The 16,989-nt window shown below is 45.7% G+C and carries 13 protein-coding genes and 1 pseudogene; 8 read left to right on the top strand and 6 right to left on the bottom strand.

Annotated features, from left to right (window positions below):
• The 7 genes and pseudogenes from ARB69_RS17095 to ARB69_RS17065 all read left to right on the top strand — a co-directional run.
• Positions 1 to 280, top strand: a pseudogene (locus ARB69_RS17095) (hypothetical protein); the annotation flags it as partial.
• A 696-nt stretch (positions 281 to 976) separates the two neighbouring features.
• Positions 977 to 4,132: an isoleucine--tRNA ligase gene (gene ileS / locus ARB69_RS17090; RefSeq protein WP_055154431.1), complete on the top strand. Its 3,156-nt coding sequence runs from the start codon at positions 977 to 979 to the stop codon at positions 4,130 to 4,132.
• Positions 4,133 to 4,137: 5 nt separating this feature from the next.
• A complete protein-coding gene (locus ARB69_RS17085) occupies positions 4,138 to 6,612 on the top strand; it encodes a glycogen/starch/alpha-glucan phosphorylase (RefSeq protein ID WP_055154430.1) in 2,475 nt (824 codons plus the stop codon).
• A gap of 9 nt (positions 6,613 to 6,621) precedes the next feature.
• Positions 6,622 to 7,689, top strand: a complete 1,068-nt coding sequence (locus ARB69_RS17080) for an RNA-binding protein (protein WP_174518414.1) — start codon at positions 6,622 to 6,624, stop codon at positions 7,687 to 7,689.
• A gap of 57 nt (positions 7,690 to 7,746) precedes the next feature.
• Entirely contained in the window at positions 7,747 to 8,736 is a 990-nt protein-coding gene (locus tag ARB69_RS17075) for a SpoIID/LytB domain-containing protein (RefSeq protein WP_055154429.1), read from the top strand.
• Between the two features lie 42 nt (positions 8,737 to 8,778).
• Positions 8,779 to 9,519 (top strand): M23 family metallopeptidase, encoded by a 741-nt coding sequence (locus ARB69_RS17070; RefSeq protein ID WP_055154428.1) that lies wholly within the window; start codon positions 8,779 to 8,781, stop codon positions 9,517 to 9,519.
• Between the two features lie 702 nt (positions 9,520 to 10,221).
• Positions 10,222 to 10,464, top strand: a complete 243-nt coding sequence (locus ARB69_RS17065) for a GIY-YIG nuclease family protein (protein WP_055154427.1) — start codon at positions 10,222 to 10,224, stop codon at positions 10,462 to 10,464.
• A gap of 146 nt (positions 10,465 to 10,610) precedes the next feature.
• Here the strand turns inward: ARB69_RS17065 and ARB69_RS17060 are convergent, their stop codons facing one another.
• Genes ARB69_RS17060 through ARB69_RS17050 form a run of 3 tightly spaced genes read right to left on the bottom strand, consistent with a single transcriptional unit; the run spans position 10,611 to position 14,044 of the window.
• A complete protein-coding gene (locus ARB69_RS17060; RefSeq protein ID WP_055154426.1) occupies positions 10,611 to 11,606 on the bottom strand; it encodes an asparaginase in 996 nt (331 codons plus the stop codon).
• Positions 11,607 to 11,645: 39 nt separating this feature from the next.
• Positions 11,646 to 13,046 (bottom strand): alanine/glycine:cation symporter family protein, encoded by a 1,401-nt coding sequence (locus tag ARB69_RS17055; RefSeq protein WP_055154425.1) that lies wholly within the window; start codon positions 13,044 to 13,046, stop codon positions 11,646 to 11,648.
• A gap of 59 nt (positions 13,047 to 13,105) precedes the next feature.
• Positions 13,106 to 14,044, bottom strand: a complete 939-nt coding sequence (locus ARB69_RS17050; protein WP_055154424.1) for an agmatinase — start codon at positions 14,042 to 14,044, stop codon at positions 13,106 to 13,108.
• A 136-nt stretch (positions 14,045 to 14,180) separates the two neighbouring features.
• Here ARB69_RS17050 and ARB69_RS17045 point away from each other — a divergent pair, with 136 nt between their 5' ends.
• Positions 14,181 to 14,624: an Lrp/AsnC family transcriptional regulator gene (locus ARB69_RS17045; RefSeq protein ID WP_055154423.1), complete on the top strand. Its 444-nt coding sequence runs from the start codon at positions 14,181 to 14,183 to the stop codon at positions 14,622 to 14,624.
• 232 nt (positions 14,625 to 14,856) lie between these two features.
• Here the strand turns inward: ARB69_RS17045 and rbr are convergent, their stop codons facing one another.
• The 3 genes from rbr to ARB69_RS17030 all read right to left on the bottom strand — a co-directional run bounded on the left by rbr (position 14,857) and on the right by ARB69_RS17030 (position 16,721).
• A complete protein-coding gene (rbr, locus tag ARB69_RS17040; RefSeq protein WP_050639143.1) occupies positions 14,857 to 15,393 on the bottom strand; it encodes a rubrerythrin in 537 nt (178 codons plus the stop codon).
• A 238-nt stretch (positions 15,394 to 15,631) separates the two neighbouring features.
• Positions 15,632 to 16,174 carry an NADH peroxidase gene (locus ARB69_RS17035; protein ID WP_025653785.1) on the bottom strand — a complete coding sequence of 181 codons (543 nt, stop codon included), beginning with the start codon at positions 16,172 to 16,174 and terminating at the stop codon, positions 15,632 to 15,634.
• 151 nt (positions 16,175 to 16,325) lie between these two features.
• Complete coding sequence (locus tag ARB69_RS17030; RefSeq protein ID WP_050639142.1) at positions 16,326 to 16,721, bottom strand: Fur family transcriptional regulator; 396 nt, start codon at positions 16,719 to 16,721, stop codon at positions 16,326 to 16,328.
• Positions 16,722 to 16,989: the final 268 nt, after the last annotated feature.

Raw genomic sequence — 16,989 nt, 5'->3', positions numbered from 1 at the left:
CTTTGAAAGGGATAATACAAGAACCCAAAAAGGAAGAAGAAATATAGCGATGTCTATACAGAACATATTATCCCTTCTTCTTAAATTTGTCCTTGACAAAGGGTACACTTCAGAACAAGGATTATCACAAGGGGTAGAGAAAGGCATTAGAGCGATGGTACTGGATTATATAGAGGAAGGCTTTGATGAGAATAAGATTTTAATAAAATTGCAAAAAAGATTTACTTTGTCTGAGCAGAAGGCGAAAGAATATTATAAAAAGTTTGGGAAAAGTGAATAAGGGGATAGTGAAATAGATGCAATTCTGCAGTAATAGTTCAAACGTTTCTTTAAATTTCTACAATGTGATGAATTTTGGTGAAATATATGTGCAATCCCTTGACTATTCCCCGGTTTCTTTTTATAATATCCCTGTGCAGACAAAAAAGACTATGACGAAGACAGTAAGTTTTCACTGAAATTTGCAGCGAGCCGGAGGTGGTGCGAGCCCGGTATGAGTAAGTGATTTCTGAACATCACTTCTGAGTCGCAGTCCTCGAAACGGAAGCAGTAGAGACTGACGGAGTTCCCCCGTTACGGGAACGCATATACAAGGCAGGATCAAAAAGGCCGGAGTATGTTGTAACAGGTGGTAAACGACAGTGAAAGCTTTCGTCCTATTACAGGGCGGAAGCTTTTTTATGATATTGGAAATTCCACAGGAATTGCCAATATCATAAAAACCCTCCGGGGGATGCGCACTGCGGCGTAAGAGGTAGATGCCGCGCAGCGGCCGCCGCAGGCGCGAGTTTCGCGAGCGAAACTCTATTGCATGATATTGGAAATTCCACAGGAATTGCCAATATCATAAAAACCCTCCGGGGGATGCGCACTGCGGTGTAAGAGGCAGATGCCGCGCCGCAGGCGCAAAGGAAGCAGGGCGCAGCGGTGTCCGTTTCGTGTTAAATGAAATAATTATAGGAAGGTGAGATGAGTTATGTATAAGAAAGTTTCTACGGATATGAATTTTGTTGAGCGTGAAAAAGAAGTTGAAAAGTTCTGGGCTGATCATAATATTTTTCGGAAAAGTATGGAGGAGCGGGAAGGCTGCCCTGAGTATACATTCTATGACGGGCCTCCAACCGCGAATGGGAAGCCTCATATCGGACATGTGTTGACGCGCGTTATCAAGGATATGATTCCGAGATACCGTACGATGAAGGGGTATATGGTTCCGCGTAAAGCCGGATGGGATACTCACGGGCTTCCGGTTGAGCTGGAGGTGGAAAAGCTTCTGGGACTCGACGGGAAGGATCAGATTGAGGAATACGGCCTGGAGCCTTTTATCGATAAGTGTAAAGAAAGCGTATGGAAATATAAGGGGATGTGGGAAGATTTCTCCAGTACGGTTGGATTTTGGGCTGATATGGAACATCCCTATGTGACCTATGATAATAATTTTATCGAATCCGAGTGGTGGGGGCTGAAACAGATCTGGGACAAGGGCCTTCTTTATAAGGGATTTAAGATTGTACCTTACTGCCCGCGGTGCGGGACTCCTCTGTCTGCCCAGGAAGTGGCCCAGGGGTATAAAGATGTCAAGGAACGTTCTGCGATCGTCAGATTTAAGGTGAAGGATGAGGATGCTTATATTCTGGCATGGACAACCACGCCCTGGACACTGCCTTCTAACCTGGCGCTCTGCGTGAATCCGGCGGAGGATTATGTGAAGGTAAAGGCAGCAGACGGCTATGTGTATTATATGGCGCAGGCGCTGCTGGATACGGTACTTGGCAAGCTGGCAGAGGAAGATAAGCCGGCATATGAGATTCTGGAGACATATAAAGGAAAGGATCTGGAATACAAGGAATATGAGCCTCTGTTTGCCTGTGCGGCGGAAGGGGCTGCGAAGCAGAATAAGAAGGCGTTCTATGTGACCTGTGATTCCTACGTTACACTGACGGATGGTACCGGTATTGTACACATTGCCCCTGCTTTTGGTGAAGACGATGCGAATGTTGGGAGAAGCTATGGACTGCCGTTCGTACAGCTTGTAGATGAAAAGGGAAATATGGCGGAATCCACGCCATTTGCCGGAGTCTTCGTAAAGAAGGCGGATCCGATGGTTCTGAAAGACCTGGAGGAGAGAGGGCTTCTCTTTGATGCTCCGAAGTTCGAGCACAGCTATCCGCACTGTTGGAGATGCGATACGCCGCTGATCTACTACGCGCGCGAATCCTGGTTCATCAACATGACCGCCGTGAAGGACGATCTGATTGCCAATAACAATACGATCAACTGGATCCCTGAGAGTATCGGGAAGGGACGTTTCGGCGACTGGCTGGAAAATGTGCAGGATTGGGGCATCAGCCGCAACCGTTACTGGGGCACGCCTTTGAATATCTGGGAGTGTGAGTGCGGACATCAGCATTCTATCGGAAGCATCGAGGAACTGAAATCCATGTCCGATAACTGTCCGGATGATATCGAGCTTCACCGCCCGTATATTGATGATGTTACGATAAAATGCCCGGTCTGCGGCAAAGAGATGCACCGCGTGCCGGAGGTGATTGACTGCTGGTTTGACAGCGGCTCCATGCCGTTTGCACAGCATCACTATCCGTTTGAGAATAAAGACCTGTTTGAACAGCAGTTCCCGGCAGACTTTATATCAGAGGCTGTGGACCAGACGAGAGGATGGTTCTATTCTCTGCTGGCGATCTCTACTCTGCTCTTTAATAAGTCGCCGTACAAGAATGTCATTGTGCTTGGCCATGTGCAGGATGAGAATGGCCAGAAGATGAGCAAGTCCAAGGGAAATGCAGTGGATCCGTTTGATGCGCTGAATCAGTATGGCGCGGATGCAATCCGCTGGTACTTCTATGTGAACAGCGCGCCGTGGCTGCCGAACCGTTTCCACGGAAAAGCAGTGACAGAGGGACAGCGTAAGTTTATGGGAACGCTGTGGAATACCTATGCATTTTTTGTACTGTATGCAAATATAGATGAATTTGATGCAACCAAATACAGCCTGGATTACGAAAAACTGAGTGTTATGGATAAATGGCTACTGTCCAAACTGAATACACTGATAAAGACCGTGGATGAGAACCTTGAAAATTACAGGATTCCGGAGAGCGCAAGGGCGCTGCAGGACTTTGTGGATGACATGAGCAACTGGTATGTCAGAAGAAGCCGGGAGCGTTTTTGGGCAAAGGGCATGGAGCAGGATAAGATCAATGCGTATATGACGCTGTACACTGCGCTTGTGACCGTTGCGAAGGTAGCGGCGCCGATGATTCCGTTTATGACAGAAGAGATCTATCAGAACCTGGTATGCAGCATTGACAGTGGAGCTCCGGAGAGCATCCATCTCTGTGATTTCCCGGTTGTTAACGAGAGTTATATCGATGGGGAGCTGGAATCCAATATGGCCAATGTCCTGAAGCTGGTTGTAATGGGACGCGCGTGCCGCAATACAGCTAATATCAAGAACCGCCAGCCGATCGGCCAGATGTTTGTGAAAGCAGGGTTTGATCTGCCGGAATTTTATCAGGAAATCGTTGAAGATGAGCTGAATGTCAAGAATATGAAGTTCACAGAGGATGTGAGAGACTTTACTTCATATAGTTTTAAACCACAGTTAAAGACAGTCGGGCCAAAGTATGGTAAGATGTTAGGTGGAATCAAGTCTGCCCTGGACAGTCTCGACGGCAATGCTGCTATGGACGAGATTAATGAAACCGGAGCATTGAAGCTGGACATCAGCGGACAGGAGATTACTCTGTTTAAGGAAGACCTGCTGATTGATACGGCGCAGATGGAGGGGTATGTATCTGAAAATGATAACGGTATAACCGTTGTTCTGGATACAAACCTGTCAGAAGAACTGTTAGAGGAAGGTTTTGTAAGAGAGATTATCAGCAAGATCCAGACGATGCGTAAGGAAGCAGACTTTGAGGTCATGGATAAGATTAAAGTGACTTACGCGGGAAGCGCAAAAGCAGAAGGTGTCTTTGCAAAGCACGGGAAAGAGATCGGAAGCGAAGTACTCGCAAACGAAGTTGTGAAGGCAGAACCGGCAGGCTATGTGAAGGAATGGAAGATAAACGGCGAGGCTGTTACAATGGGCGTAATGAAAGAAGGGATGTAAGATATATGTATAGTAAGCGATTTGAAAAAGAAGTTTTCAAAGAAATCGTCCGGGACAATGTGAAGACACTGTACCGGAAGAAGATAGAGGAGGCGACGCCCCAGCAGATATTCCAGGCGGTTTCTTATGCCGTGAAGGACATCATCATTGATGACTGGCTGGCAACGCAGGCGGAGTACAGGAAGCAGGATGCCAAGACGGTCTATTACATGTCCATGGAATTTCTGATGGGCCGTGCCCTGGGCAATAACCTGATTAATATGACTGCCTACGGGGATGTGAGGGAAGCGCTGGAGGAGATGAATATCGATCTGAACGTGATCGAGGACCAGGAGCCGGATGCGGCGCTTGGAAACGGAGGTCTGGGGCGTCTGGCCGCATGCTTCCTGGATTCACTGGCAACACTGAATTACCCTGCATACGGATGCGGTATCCGCTACCGCTATGGGATGTTTAAACAGAAGATTGAAAACGGCTACCAGATCGAGACACCGGATGACTGGCTTAAGGAAGGCAATCCCTTCGAGCTGCGCAGACAGGAGTACGCAAAAGAGGTGCGCTTCGGCGGTACGATCCGTTTTGAAAAAGATCCGGAGACCGGCAGAGATAAGTTTATTCAGGAGAATTATGAATCCGTGCGTGCGATTCCGTATGATATGCCGATCGTGGGCTATGGGAACCATGTGGTGAATACACTGCGGATCTGGGATGCGGAGCCGATTACGAACTTTTCCCTGGAATCATTTGACAGAGGGGACTACCACAAGGCGGTCGAGCAGGAGAACCTTGCCAAGATGATCGTGGATGTGCTCTATCCCAACGATAACCACTATGCCGGCAAGGAGCTGAGGCTGAAGCAGCAGTATTTCTTTATCTCAGCCAGCCTGCAGGCCCTGATTGCGAAGTATAAAAAGGACCACGACGACATCAAAAAGCTTTATGAGAAGGTGGCAATCCAGATGAATGATACGCATCCGACGGTTGCCGTTCCGGAGCTGATGAGGCTGCTCATTGATGTGGAAGGCCTGACCTGGGAGGAGGCATGGGAAGTGACCACAAAGACCTGTGCCTATACCAACCATACGATTATGGCAGAGGCGCTGGAAAAATGGCCGATCGATCTGTTCTCTAAGCTGCTTCCGCGTATTTACCAGATCGTCCAGGAGATCGACCGCCGTTTCCTGCAGGAGGTCCGCGCCAAATATCCGGGCAATGAAGAGAAGGTCAGAAAAGTGGCAATCCTCAGGGACAATCAGGTGCGCATGGCGCATATGGCGATTATAGCCGGTTTCTCCGTCAACGGTGTGGCAAGGCTGCACACGGAGATCCTGAAAAATCAGGAACTGAAAGATTTCTATGACATGATGCCGGAGAAGTTTAATAATAAAACAAACGGGATCACACAGAGACGTTTTCTTCTCCATGGCAACCCGCTTCTTGCGGATTGGATCACGGAAAGGATAGGGGACGGATGGATCACGGATTTATCCTTGATCGGCAACCTGAAGCCGCTGGTAAATGATGAGCGCGCAAGAAAAGAATTTATGCAGATCAAATATCAGAACAAGGTACGCCTTGCAAAATATATCAAAGAAAATAATGGAATCGATGTGGATCCTACGTCCATCTTTGATGTGCAGGTCAAGAGACTTCACGAATATAAGCGTCAGCTGCTGAATATTCTGCACATTATGTATCTGTACAATCAGATCAAGGAGCATCCGGAGATGTCATTTTATCCAAGGACATTTATCTTTGGAGCAAAGGCCGCGGCAGGTTATCTCAGAGCCAAAGAGACGATCAAGCTGATCAACTCCGTAGCGGATGTGGTGAACAATGACAGAAGCATCAACGGCAAGCTGAAAGTTGTATTTATCGAAGATTACCGCGTATCCAATGCGGAGCTTCTGTTTGCGGCAGCGGATGTGAGCGAGCAGATCTCGACCGCGTCCAAGGAGGCATCCGGCACCGGAAATATGAAGTTCATGCTCAACGGCGCACCGACCCTGGGAACAATGGACGGCGCCAATGTGGAGATCGTGGAGGAAGTCGGAGCGGAGAATGCATTTATCTTCGGGTTAACTTCCGAGGAGGTTATTAACTACGAGAATAACGGCGGCTATAATCCGATTGACATTTACTTTAATGACTGGGAGCTCAAACGCGTGGTCGACCAGCTGATGGACGGCACCTATGCGGGCGGCAACCACGAGATGTACAAGAACCTGTATAACTCCCTTTTAAATACACATTGCACAAACAGGCCCGATACTTACTTTATTCTGAAGGATTTCCGCGCGTACGCAGAGGCGCAGAAAAAAGTGGAGGCTGCCTATCGCGACGTACAGAGATGGTCGAAAATGGCGATGATGAACACTGCATGCAGCGGGAAGTTCACCTCAGACCGGACAATCGAGGAGTATGTAAAGGATATCTGGAAACTCGAAAAAGTGAATGTCCCGTCAGGACAGCCGGAATAGGAGGCATTTATGAATTATTATGACAGTTACACTTATACTTATAACTCACCGGTGGATTCAATGCTTACGGGGATTCTGGCCATTTATCTGATTGTGCTTGCAGTGTGGTTCATTTTCTTCGTAATCAGTTATGTATTCAAAGGAATCGGTATGTATACGATTGCAAAGAGACAGGGCATGGATTACCCCTGGCTCGCGTTCATTCCGTTTGCAAGGACATATCTCCACGGAGAGCTGGGCGGAAGCATAACCCTCAAATCCAAAACCATCAAAAATCCGGGGATCTGGCTCCTTGCAATGCCGTTCATCTTCGGTGTGGTAAACTTTATTTTTTATATGATCGTCTGGGTAGTCGGACTGGGGGCGTTTTCCAGCCTCTATTCCAGTGCTTTATACAGTCATGGGGGCGGTACATCTTCACATTTCAGCAGCAGCGTGATCATGGGAATCATCATTATAGCAATTATCTGGGTGATTGCTGCTATTGTGTACAGCGCCTTCTATAAAGTACTGAGTGTTCTCATAAATCACCAGATTCTTGAGAAGTTTACTTCAAAAAACATGTCCATTGCGCACGCAGTACTGTGCATGGTAGTTCCTCTTTACGAGTCCATCTGCCTCTTCGCAATGCGCAACAGGAACTTTAATCCGGGAATGGAGCCGGATCTGGGAAGGCCGTTTATCCAGCCGGGTTACCCAACTATGCCGCCGGCCGGATCCATGCCGGGGCCGTATACCGCAGTACCTGCGCCTCAGGCGCCGGTGCAGGGAGAACCTGCAGCACCGGAGGCCCCAGTGCCTCCCACAACACCGGATATGAGTACGCCGCCTGTACCTCCCGTTCCTCCAGTACCTCCAGTGACGCCTGAAGCACCGGTATCAGCACCAAAGGCTCCTGGTTCAGAGGAGGAGCCGGAATGCGCGCAGGAGCCGTCAGTGATTATTCTGCCGGATACGGAAGCCAAAGCAGAAGAGAAGGTATCCGGGCCAGAGACTGACGTAGAAACGCAGGAGCAGCCACAGGGTACCCAGACCTACGAGGAGTACACAGAAAAGAAAGAAAACAGTGACTTATAAAAAAGGGGTCTGACCCCTTTGAGCCCTTCATATAATATATATATGGAGGGCTTTTTTATGGGACAACGTTATATGCGGCAAAAAGTCAAAACCGTCTGTTCATTTTTACTTATTTTAATTCTGCTTCCCTATGTGGTCGCGGTTTTTGTAAACGGCGCGGATATGGAAGTAAACGGAAAAAATGGCGGTGCTTATGTGCAGGTGAAGAAAACATCGGAGGATGGAAGTGATCAGGTGATCAAGGTGCCCTGGGATGAATATTTTCTGGGTATGCTTGCAAAAGAAATGCCCGGAAATTATGAAGAAGAAGCGCTGAAAGCACAGGCAGTTCTGATCCGTACCAACCTCTACCAGACGTTGGACAGCAGTGAGGATAAGCTGCTGGAGGACAATTACCTGGATACAAAATCTCTGGAAAAAAAGTGGAGTGCCAAGGAATTTGAAACTTATTACAAAAAATTAAAAAAGGCAATGGATGAGACCGAAAATCAGGTGTTATACTATAATGACACGTATGCATTGGTGCCGTTCCACCAGGCCAGCAATGGTAAAACAAGAAGCGGCCAGGAAGTTCTGGGAAATGAAGACTGCCCCTATCTGGCGGTAAAAGAATGTCCTAAGGATAAAGAAGCCGAGGACGAGATGCATGTTTACAACATGGAGTACAAAGAAATACAAGCCAAGTGCCAGCCGTTTCTGGTGGCCGTTGATAAAGAAAATGCAGAAAAAACCTACAGTTTCTCTGACTTTGAGATACAAGCCTACGATTCTGCGGGATATGTATCACAGATGAGAATTGGTGATACGGTCTGCAGCGGCGAACAGTTCCGGGAGGCCCTGTCACTGGCGTCCAGTGCGTTTTCTCTGCAGGAAGCGGACGGGGGCCTTCGGATTACGACTATGGGAAAAGGGCACGGCCTGGGGATGAGCCAGTGGACGGCAAACGAGATGGCAAAAGAGGGAAAAAGCTGTGAAGAAATTCTGCAAAATTTTTTTGAAGGAACAAATCTGGCAGATGGCGGAGAAATATTTACAAAAATAGAATAAGGCGTCATTTTTCTGGCAAAAATATAGCCAGAGGTGATGAATATGAATAAGAATGAAAAGCCATCTTTATTAAAAGGAAAGGGCGCAGCAGTCGGAATCGTGATCTGCTTTGTTGCTGTCATTGTAATGGTTGGAGCATATACATTCAACAATTATAATAAAAAATTGAACCAGCAGCTGGCTAAAGCCGAGGAACAGACTGAACAGCTAACAAAAGAAAAGAGCGAGGCAACGACAACCAATGATATTGTCCTGCCGGAAGCAGAAGGTAATACATCAACAGAAAATGACACAGAAGAGAATGAAAGCGCACAGGACAATTCCGCAGGAAATGCGGAGACAGCAGGAAATACCGCGCAAGTATATTTCAGCGAGGAGAGCCTGCTCACATGGCCGGCAAGCGGCGCAGTACTGATTAACTACAGTATGGACAAAACGGTATACTTTTCAACATTGGAACAGTATAAGTACAATCCGGCACTGATTATCGGGGGCCAGGTTGGAGAAATGATCGGTGCATCCGCACCGGGCGTTGTTACGAATGTAGAACAGTCCGCCCAGACAGGTACTACAGTTACCCTGGATATGGGAAACGGATACAGCGCAGTATACGGGCAGCTTAAGGAAGTGCCGCTGGAGGTCGGAGATTATGTAGATGCTGGCCAGACAGTCGGATATCTGAGCGAACCAACAAAATATTATAGCGTGGAAGGGCCGAACCTTTATTTCGAGGTGCTCAAAGATGGGGCTCCTGTGAATCCTATGGACTTTATGGAGTCTTAAAGGGACGCCTGCCCGGCGCATGGAGCAGCCACCCGCCGGGAAGATATCTGGTGTTTTCTTGAGCGTGTCTGAAAATTGCTTGTTGCAAGATGTTGTCCCAGTTTGCGGGGTATTTACTGCCAAATACAGGAGGCGTAGTGGGCTACGTTGACTGGATTTGGCAGTAAATAGACCGTGAAGTGGGGCAGCATATTGCGGCAATGAATTTTTAGACACGCTCTAGCGCTGGCGCTTTGTGAAAGAAACACTAACAACAAAACAGGAGAATCTTATGGCTACAGGCGGATTCACTGAGAAAGCTTGATGCTTTCTCAGCTCAGCCGCCTCAAATCTTGATTTTGAAAATCAAGATTTGGCCATAAGATTCTCCTGTTTTGTTGTAAGTGTTTCTAATCACACGCTGGATGCGCAGGAAAACACCAGATGTCTTCCCGGCGGGTGGCTGCTCCATGCGCCGGGCAGGCTGGGTGCATCCGGACGGGAGGCGGGAGAGGCGGATGGGAGACGCGGACAATAAAGATTAAAGACTTTATAGGGGCTGTGGGGATTTGGTTATCTGGTTATAAAAAAACATTTTAGTTATCCACAAAATTTCGGGCTGTGGTGGAAAATTGCTGGAGTTATCCACAGTGGGGGGAGTTTTTTTTGATCAGAATGTGGATATGTGGTATAGTGATAGGTATGGAAAGGTGTGTTTGATGGATGAATTATACATATATTTTGAGGTGCAGGGACGGGAGTTTGTATACGGGGTGGACGAATGACCTGGAGAAACGGGTGAGTGACCATAATGCGGGGAAGGGAGCTAAGTATACGCGGGCACGCAGGCCTGTGGAGCTGGCTTATTTTGAGGCTTTTGAGACGAAGGAGGAGGCTATGCGACGGGAGTATGCTATTAAGCGGCTGCCGCGCAGGAAGAAGCTGGAGCTGCTTGGCGGCAGGTGATGGGGTTGTGGAAATAAGACAATCTGTATTGTGGCGGGGCTTTTGTTGGAAGTTATTGCAACAGTGAAGGCAACTAGGACTTTCCATTGAATTTCATACAGGAAAGCCCTAGTACGGCAGTGCACTAATTATGCATGTTTATTTGCTCAGTTTGATATGTTCGCACTCCAATCTTCTTGTACAGAAGCATAAAATTTTTTTCTTATCTCTTCAGTTTTTGTTGTAGAACTCAGGATATACATCAATTTTGTCCAAACTGCCTCCAATGTCATATCGCATCCCTGCATCACATGGAATTTGTTTGTTATGGCCCTCCCAACGGAATAAACTTCCAAGTCTGTCCCCTCATACATAGACTGGGACGTTACGACCATCTCTATACCATATTCATTCCATTCCTGAAGAAGCGGGATAAACTCCGCGGGAATGCCTGCAACACCGTATCCCTCTATAACCACAGCCTTAAAGGTATCCTTTATAAAAGAAAAATAGGCCGGACGGATTCCAGGGTAAAATTTCAAAATAAAAATTTTATCTTCTACGCACTCTGTAAAATTTACAGGCATACAGGGATCAGCAATTCTTTTATGTTTCACTACCATCCCATCTTCCACTGTGGCAATATCGGGATAATTCACGCTGTAAAAGGCATCATAGCTCTTGCTTTTTATTTTTTTAACATGGTTTCCAAACATGACTTTCCCGTTAAATACAACGTAGACCCCGGGCATCCCACTTTCCGCTGCAAAAATACAGCTGTCGGCCAGATTTTTAACACCGTCCGTTTTCTCATGATCGATGGGATATTGAGAACCTGTCACAACAATAGGCTTTCTGCTATTTTGTATCATATAAGATAATGCAGAAGAAGTAAACGCAAGGGTATCCGTTCCATGTATAATAACAAAACCAATATACTCATCATAATTTTCCCTGATTTCTCGTACGAGCTTTTCCCAGTGATGCGGTTGGATATCCGGGCTGTCAATATTATAAATCTGCATTATTTTAAGTTCGTAGCGCCTTGCTATATCGGGAATATACTGTAGAAGAGCTTTCGCTCCGATTTTTGATGTCAGTCCGCGGCCACTGTCCTGACAAGCAATGGTTCCGCCTGTTGCAATTAATAGCAACTTTTTCATGCACTCACCCTTTCTTTATTTTTGGCTATTTTTCTTATATCATCGCTCCCGGCCCCAACATTCGGCCCCTTCCAGTCCTTTGATTCCTTTTGAACAGAATACAGGATCTTTCCCTTCTTTTTTCTGCCGAATGTAATCATCGGCAACCTTGATGGCTTTTTTACCGAGGAAAATCAGGGAAATCATATTTAAAATAACAATGATCGCACAGAATAAATCTGCGATGTTCCACATCAGATCAACGCCGGTAATTCCTCCCAGAAAAATTGCGGTAACAAAAATGATACGGTAAGTGTTCCTTCCTTTCATGCCCTTCGCCATAAATGCAAGGCAAGATTCGCCGCAATAATAATTTGACATAATGGAAGTAAAGCAGAACATAAAAATGCAAAGCATCAGAACTACTCCTGCCCATTTTCCCAGAGAGGAAGAAAATGCAAGCTGGGAAAGCTCAATTCCTACTCTATCGCTGTACTCATGGACACCTGATATAATAATGACGAATGCGGTCAGTGTACATACAAGAATTGTGTCAATAAATACAGAAAACACTCCGAACAATCCCTGTTTCGCCGGATGGGAAACTTCTGCCGACGCACCCGCAGTCGGTGCATCTCCCTGCCCGGCTCCATTTGAAAATACGCCTCGTTTCAGCCCCTGATAAATCACAGTGCCAATTGCTGCTCCGCCAACTGCCTTAAAATCAAATGCTCTCGAGAAAATCAGTGCAAACATTTCCGGAACTTTCTGAATATTTACGATAAGTACCAGCAATGCAAGTGCAAAGTAAACCAGTGTCATGATAGGAACTCCGCGTTCCGCAACCTTTGCAATACGGCGGACTCCGCCAAATATAACAAGCGCAATAAGTACTGCTACCAAGATCGAAGTCAACAGAGCAGGAATTCCAAGGGCCTGTCCTACGGATAAAGAGATTGTATTTGACTGCAATGCTGCAAGTGCAAATCCCAGGGATACGATCATACTGAACGCATACAAAATTCCAAGCCACCGTTTGCCCAGCCCCTTTTCCATATAGTAGGACGGTCCGCCTCGGTATACCTCACCCTCCTGCACCTTATATACCTGTGCCAGTGTATTTTCCATAAAAGACGTAACCATTCCGAGTATTGCGATCAGCCACATCCAGAACACAGCTCCGGGACCTCCCACTACGATTGCCATTGCCACACCGGCCACGTTTCCGGTCCCGATACAGCCGCCTAAAGTGATACACAACGCTTGAAAACTGGATACACCTTTTTCATCTTTCCCCTCTTTTGCACGGTTTTTTACAAGCCGCAAGGCCTCTGGGAAAAGCCGAATCTGAATAAATTTTGTCCGAATGCCATAAAAAACTCCCAGAAATATAGCTAATACCAAAACCAGATTCCACGCATTGCCACCCAGATCAAGTACCAGGTTATTCAATTTTTCCATATTCCGCATCCTTTCTTTACATGATGATTCCCTCAATAACTATCTGTTTTCTGCCATTTTCACTTTTTCTTGTTTTTCATGATCTGTCCCATCAGATTCAGCATCGTCATAGCCGCTATGCGGGGTGTAATTCCCGCCGGATCATACTGAGGTGCTACTTCCACAAGGTCGAAGCCAACAATTTCTCCCATCCGGCAAATGCCCTCCAGCATTTCTGCGACTTCGTCATAATACAGGCCGCCCGGTGACGGTGATCCTACACCTGGTGCAAGAGAAATATCATACCCATCGATGTCGAGGGAAATGAAATACTTTTCTGCTTTGGGCACTTTTTTTAGTATCTCCTGCGGCCCCAGTTTGTGTACTTCTTTCGCGGGTACCAGAATGCTTCCGTATTCCATAGCAGCTCTAAAATCTGTACATTTACTGGAACCAAGCCCTCTCAATCCTATCTGGATCATCTGCCCAATATGATTCATTTCAGAAAGCCGCCTCATCGGACTTCCATTTCCATAATATAGCGGTCCCACATGGTCTGTCCAATCCAAATGGGCATCTATATGTACGATACAGATCTCACTGTCCAGACATTCCAACGCTCTTCCTATTGGAATCGTGATAGAATGATCGCCTCCCATGACAGCTGGAATCGCTCCTTTTTTCAGTATTTTCCGAACAGATTTTTCTATGCTTTCGAAAGAATACTCGATATCACCATGAAGCACATCAGCGTCTCCGCAATCTACAATCTTAATAGGAGCTGCTAAAAATTGTTCCTGTGTCTCCGGGTCGTAAAAACCCTCGTCGCCTCTGGCATAATGTGTTGATACCTCCCGTATACGCCTGGGCCCAAGTCTTGCCCCTGACAAAAAACCGACTCCCAGATCATAGGGAACTCCAAGTACTGCAATGTCCGCATCCAACTCATCCAGATCCGTACAGACCGGATATTTTGCAAAAGAGCAAATCCCCGTTATTGGCATGTTAATTTTGTCCATATTTTATCTCCTTTTTTTTCTTTTATTATATATTTTTGCCTACTTTTGATATATAATTTAAAAAAGTAAAAAAGCATCTTCCTCTTTAAAAAAATAGGAAAAACAGGAAGAAAACTACGATTTTAAGGAGGCATCAATGGACAGAACGGATTTACAGATTTTAAGTATATTACAGCAGAATGCAAGAACTACGATCAAACAGATTAGCAGTGAAGTGAACCTTTCACCGCCTTCCGTAACAGAAAGAATTCGGCGCCTGGAAGAATCGGGAGCGATCCTGGGTTACCATGCAAAGGTTAATCCACTGAAGCTGTCAAGAAATTTGATGGTATTTATCGGAGTGGATGTCACTCCCGAGCGATATGCTACCTTTTCTTCTTTCTGTAGCTCTTCTTCCTGCATATTGGAGCACTACAGAGTAATCGGAATTTATAATGCAATGCTCCTAGCGGCGCTTCACGATACCTCAGAATTAGAAACATTGATTGATTCTTTGAAAAAATACGGTTCAACCAATAGTTTCATCATTTTGTCAACCGTTTTTGAAGGCAGGACGCCTAAAGAATTGAATCAGAATTAAATAGAAAAAAATGGCTCTGCGCTGTAAGAAAGCGAGAGCCATAGCTGTTTACTCGTTGGAGCAGTCTTTATCTGTATTGTTGAATAGTAAGAGACGTGTTAAGGGAGTCTTTCATGTACCGTCTTGTGAAAAGCTTTGGGTGAAATTCCACTTACTTACTCGACTGAGAGGACGGTTCACCGACTAATGGTTAGGCTCCTACTCGACTTTAGAAGTAAAATAGTATAATATTTTAGTAATTCTCAGCTTTTCTTTCGAAGTAAGCACGTGGATGTGCACATACCGGGCATACTTCCGGAGCTTCGTCGCCCTGGTAGATATAACCGCAGTTTCCGCATTTCCAGCCAAGCGGCGCTTCGTCTTTGAAGGTCTGTCCTGCACGGAAATGGTCGAGAAGTCTCTGATAACGTTTCTCATGTGCAGCTTCTACTTCGGCAACGCCTCTGAATTTGGCTGCCAGTTCTGTGAATCCTTCTTCCTCAGCTTCCTTTGCCATGCGGGCATACATATCTGTCCATTCGAAGTTCTCGCCTGCTGCAGCATCTTCCAGATTGGCCTCTACATCCCCGATTCCGTGGAATTCTTTGAACCACATTTTTGCGTGTTCTTTTTCCTGGTCAGCTGTCTCTAAGAAAATATTGGACATCTGTACATAGCCGGCTTTTCTTGCTGCGGATGCATAGTATGTATATTTGTTGCGTGCCTGTGACTCACCTGAAAATGCTTCCATAAGATTCTTTTCTGTTTTTGTTCCTGCGTACTTTGACATAGTAAATCCTCCTTGTTTTTTCTAATATCTATATTATAACATGCTGTTTTTCTGATTCAATGAAATAAAAATAAAAAATGGATAAATATCCCATTCCGGTAAGAGTAAATTACCTGCAGAGGAGAGGTAGTTCCTATGCAGGCATTTACGTTTTACCGCGGAGCTTTAGGGCCCCGTCTGTATAAATTGGGTGCTTATATGAATGTTGGAGTAAAATGTATATCTAACGGGTATGTGATTAACCGAAGTATCTCTTTAACAGGCCTTCGAAAGCTTTTCCGTGACGAGCTTCGTCTCTTGCCATCTCATGAACTGTGTCGTGGATTGCATCCAGGTTCGCAGCTTTTGCACGTTTAGCAAGGTCAAACTTACCAGCTGTAGCGCCGTTCTCTGCGTCAACTCTCATCTCCAGGTTCTTCTTTGTGCTGTCGGTAACAACTTCGCCTAATAACTCAGCAAACTTAGAAGCGTGCTCTGCTTCTTCGTAAGCAGCTTTTTCCCAGTACAGTCCGATCTCCGGATAACCTTCTCTGTGGGCAACTCTTGCCATTGCAAGGTACATACCTACTTCTGAGCATTCTCCCTCGAAGTTTGCTCTTAAATCAGCGATGATGTCTTCGCTGACACCCTGCGCTACGCCTACAACGTGCTCTGCAGCCCATTCTCTTTCACCTGTCTGCTCTTTGAATTTATCAGCCGGTGCTTTACAGATCGGACATTCTGCCGGTGCTGCGTCTCCCTCGTGAACATAACCACATACTGTACATACAAATTTTTTCATAATAAAAATCTCCTTTTCTTTTTAATATTTTATAAGTATAGTTGCTTCCGGAGGTTTTATGCCTGCCGGTAATTTATTTTTAATATAGGAAGCAGATTACACTTCCTATATTAATCACATGTGTATATTCAGGAACTTTCTGTGTTCCTGATTACGGCTTGTGTATGCAGTCTCCACATTTACCGTAGAAAATTGTGGTGCTGGATTCTATCATGCCGTCAAAGTTCTCGGCAGCTGCCTTGTTGACCTCTTCGATATTCTTCATATCCAGGTCCAGATCCAGAACCCTTCTGCAGCTTGTGCAGAAAAAATGATTGTGCGGCATGACATTACCATCAAATCTGTCACCGCCGTCTGGTGTGGGAATCTTGATCGCTTCGCCAATATCAGTTAGCAAATTCAGATTCCGGTATACGGTACCCAGGCTGATGTTGGGGAATTCTTCCTTTACATGCAGGTAGACCGTATCGGCAGTGGGGTGATCCTTCGTCATCATCAGATACCGCTTGATGGATTCACGTTGCCGACTATACTTCAGAGCTGCCAATATAGACCTCCTTTCAATTTATATATTAATAATAGTAATTGTTACTGTGATTAAAATATAATACATTTTCCTAAAAATGTCAACAGTATTTTGTAAATTAATAAAAAAAGTTTTTCAGCAGCGTATAGAAATGATTTCCTGTATCCTAAAAATTCTGTTAAACATTATAATAGAAGGAATAGAGCCGATAAAGTGTTACAAAATAGTTAACGGATATAAAAAAATAATATTGCAAAATAACAGAATTTTAGGACTTATGTCGAAGTGT

The organism is Faecalicatena contorta (assembly GCF_001404335.1).
In the GTDB taxonomy this organism is placed as follows: domain Bacteria; phylum Bacillota; class Clostridia; order Lachnospirales; family Lachnospiraceae; genus Faecalicatena; species Faecalicatena contortus_B.
Note: the sequence above shows the minus strand (reverse complement) of the source record. Positions and strands in the feature narration are given on the sequence as shown.

Coding starts and splice junctions, on each gene's coding strand:
- ARB69_RS17055 (WP_055154425.1), bottom strand. CDS start 13,046: ATGGAAAAATTGAATAACCTGGTACTTGATCTGGGTGGCAATGCGTGG.
- ARB69_RS17070 (WP_055154428.1), top strand. CDS start 8,779: ATGAATAAGAATGAAAAGCCATCTTTATTAAAAGGAAAGGGCGCAGCA.
- ARB69_RS17075 (WP_055154429.1), top strand. CDS start 7,747: ATGGGACAACGTTATATGCGGCAAAAAGTCAAAACCGTCTGTTCATTT.
- ARB69_RS17085 (WP_055154430.1), top strand. CDS start 4,138: ATGTATAGTAAGCGATTTGAAAAAGAAGTTTTCAAAGAAATCGTCCGG.
- rbr (WP_050639143.1), bottom strand. CDS start 15,393: ATGTCAAAGTACGCAGGAACAAAAACAGAAAAGAATCTTATGGAAGCA.
- ARB69_RS17060 (WP_055154426.1), bottom strand. CDS start 11,606: ATGAAAAAGTTGCTATTAATTGCAACAGGCGGAACCATTGCTTGTCAG.
- ARB69_RS17080 (WP_174518414.1), top strand. CDS start 6,622: ATGAATTATTATGACAGTTACACTTATACTTATAACTCACCGGTGGAT.
- ARB69_RS17035 (WP_025653785.1), bottom strand. CDS start 16,174: ATGAAAAAATTTGTATGTACAGTATGTGGTTATGTTCACGAGGGAGAC.
- ARB69_RS17065 (WP_055154427.1), top strand. CDS start 10,222: ATGAATTATACATATATTTTGAGGTGCAGGGACGGGAGTTTGTATACG.
- ARB69_RS17045 (WP_055154423.1), top strand. CDS start 14,181: ATGGACAGAACGGATTTACAGATTTTAAGTATATTACAGCAGAATGCA.
- ARB69_RS17050 (WP_055154424.1), bottom strand. CDS start 14,044: ATGGACAAAATTAACATGCCAATAACGGGGATTTGCTCTTTTGCAAAA.
- ileS (WP_055154431.1), top strand. CDS start 977: ATGTATAAGAAAGTTTCTACGGATATGAATTTTGTTGAGCGTGAAAAA.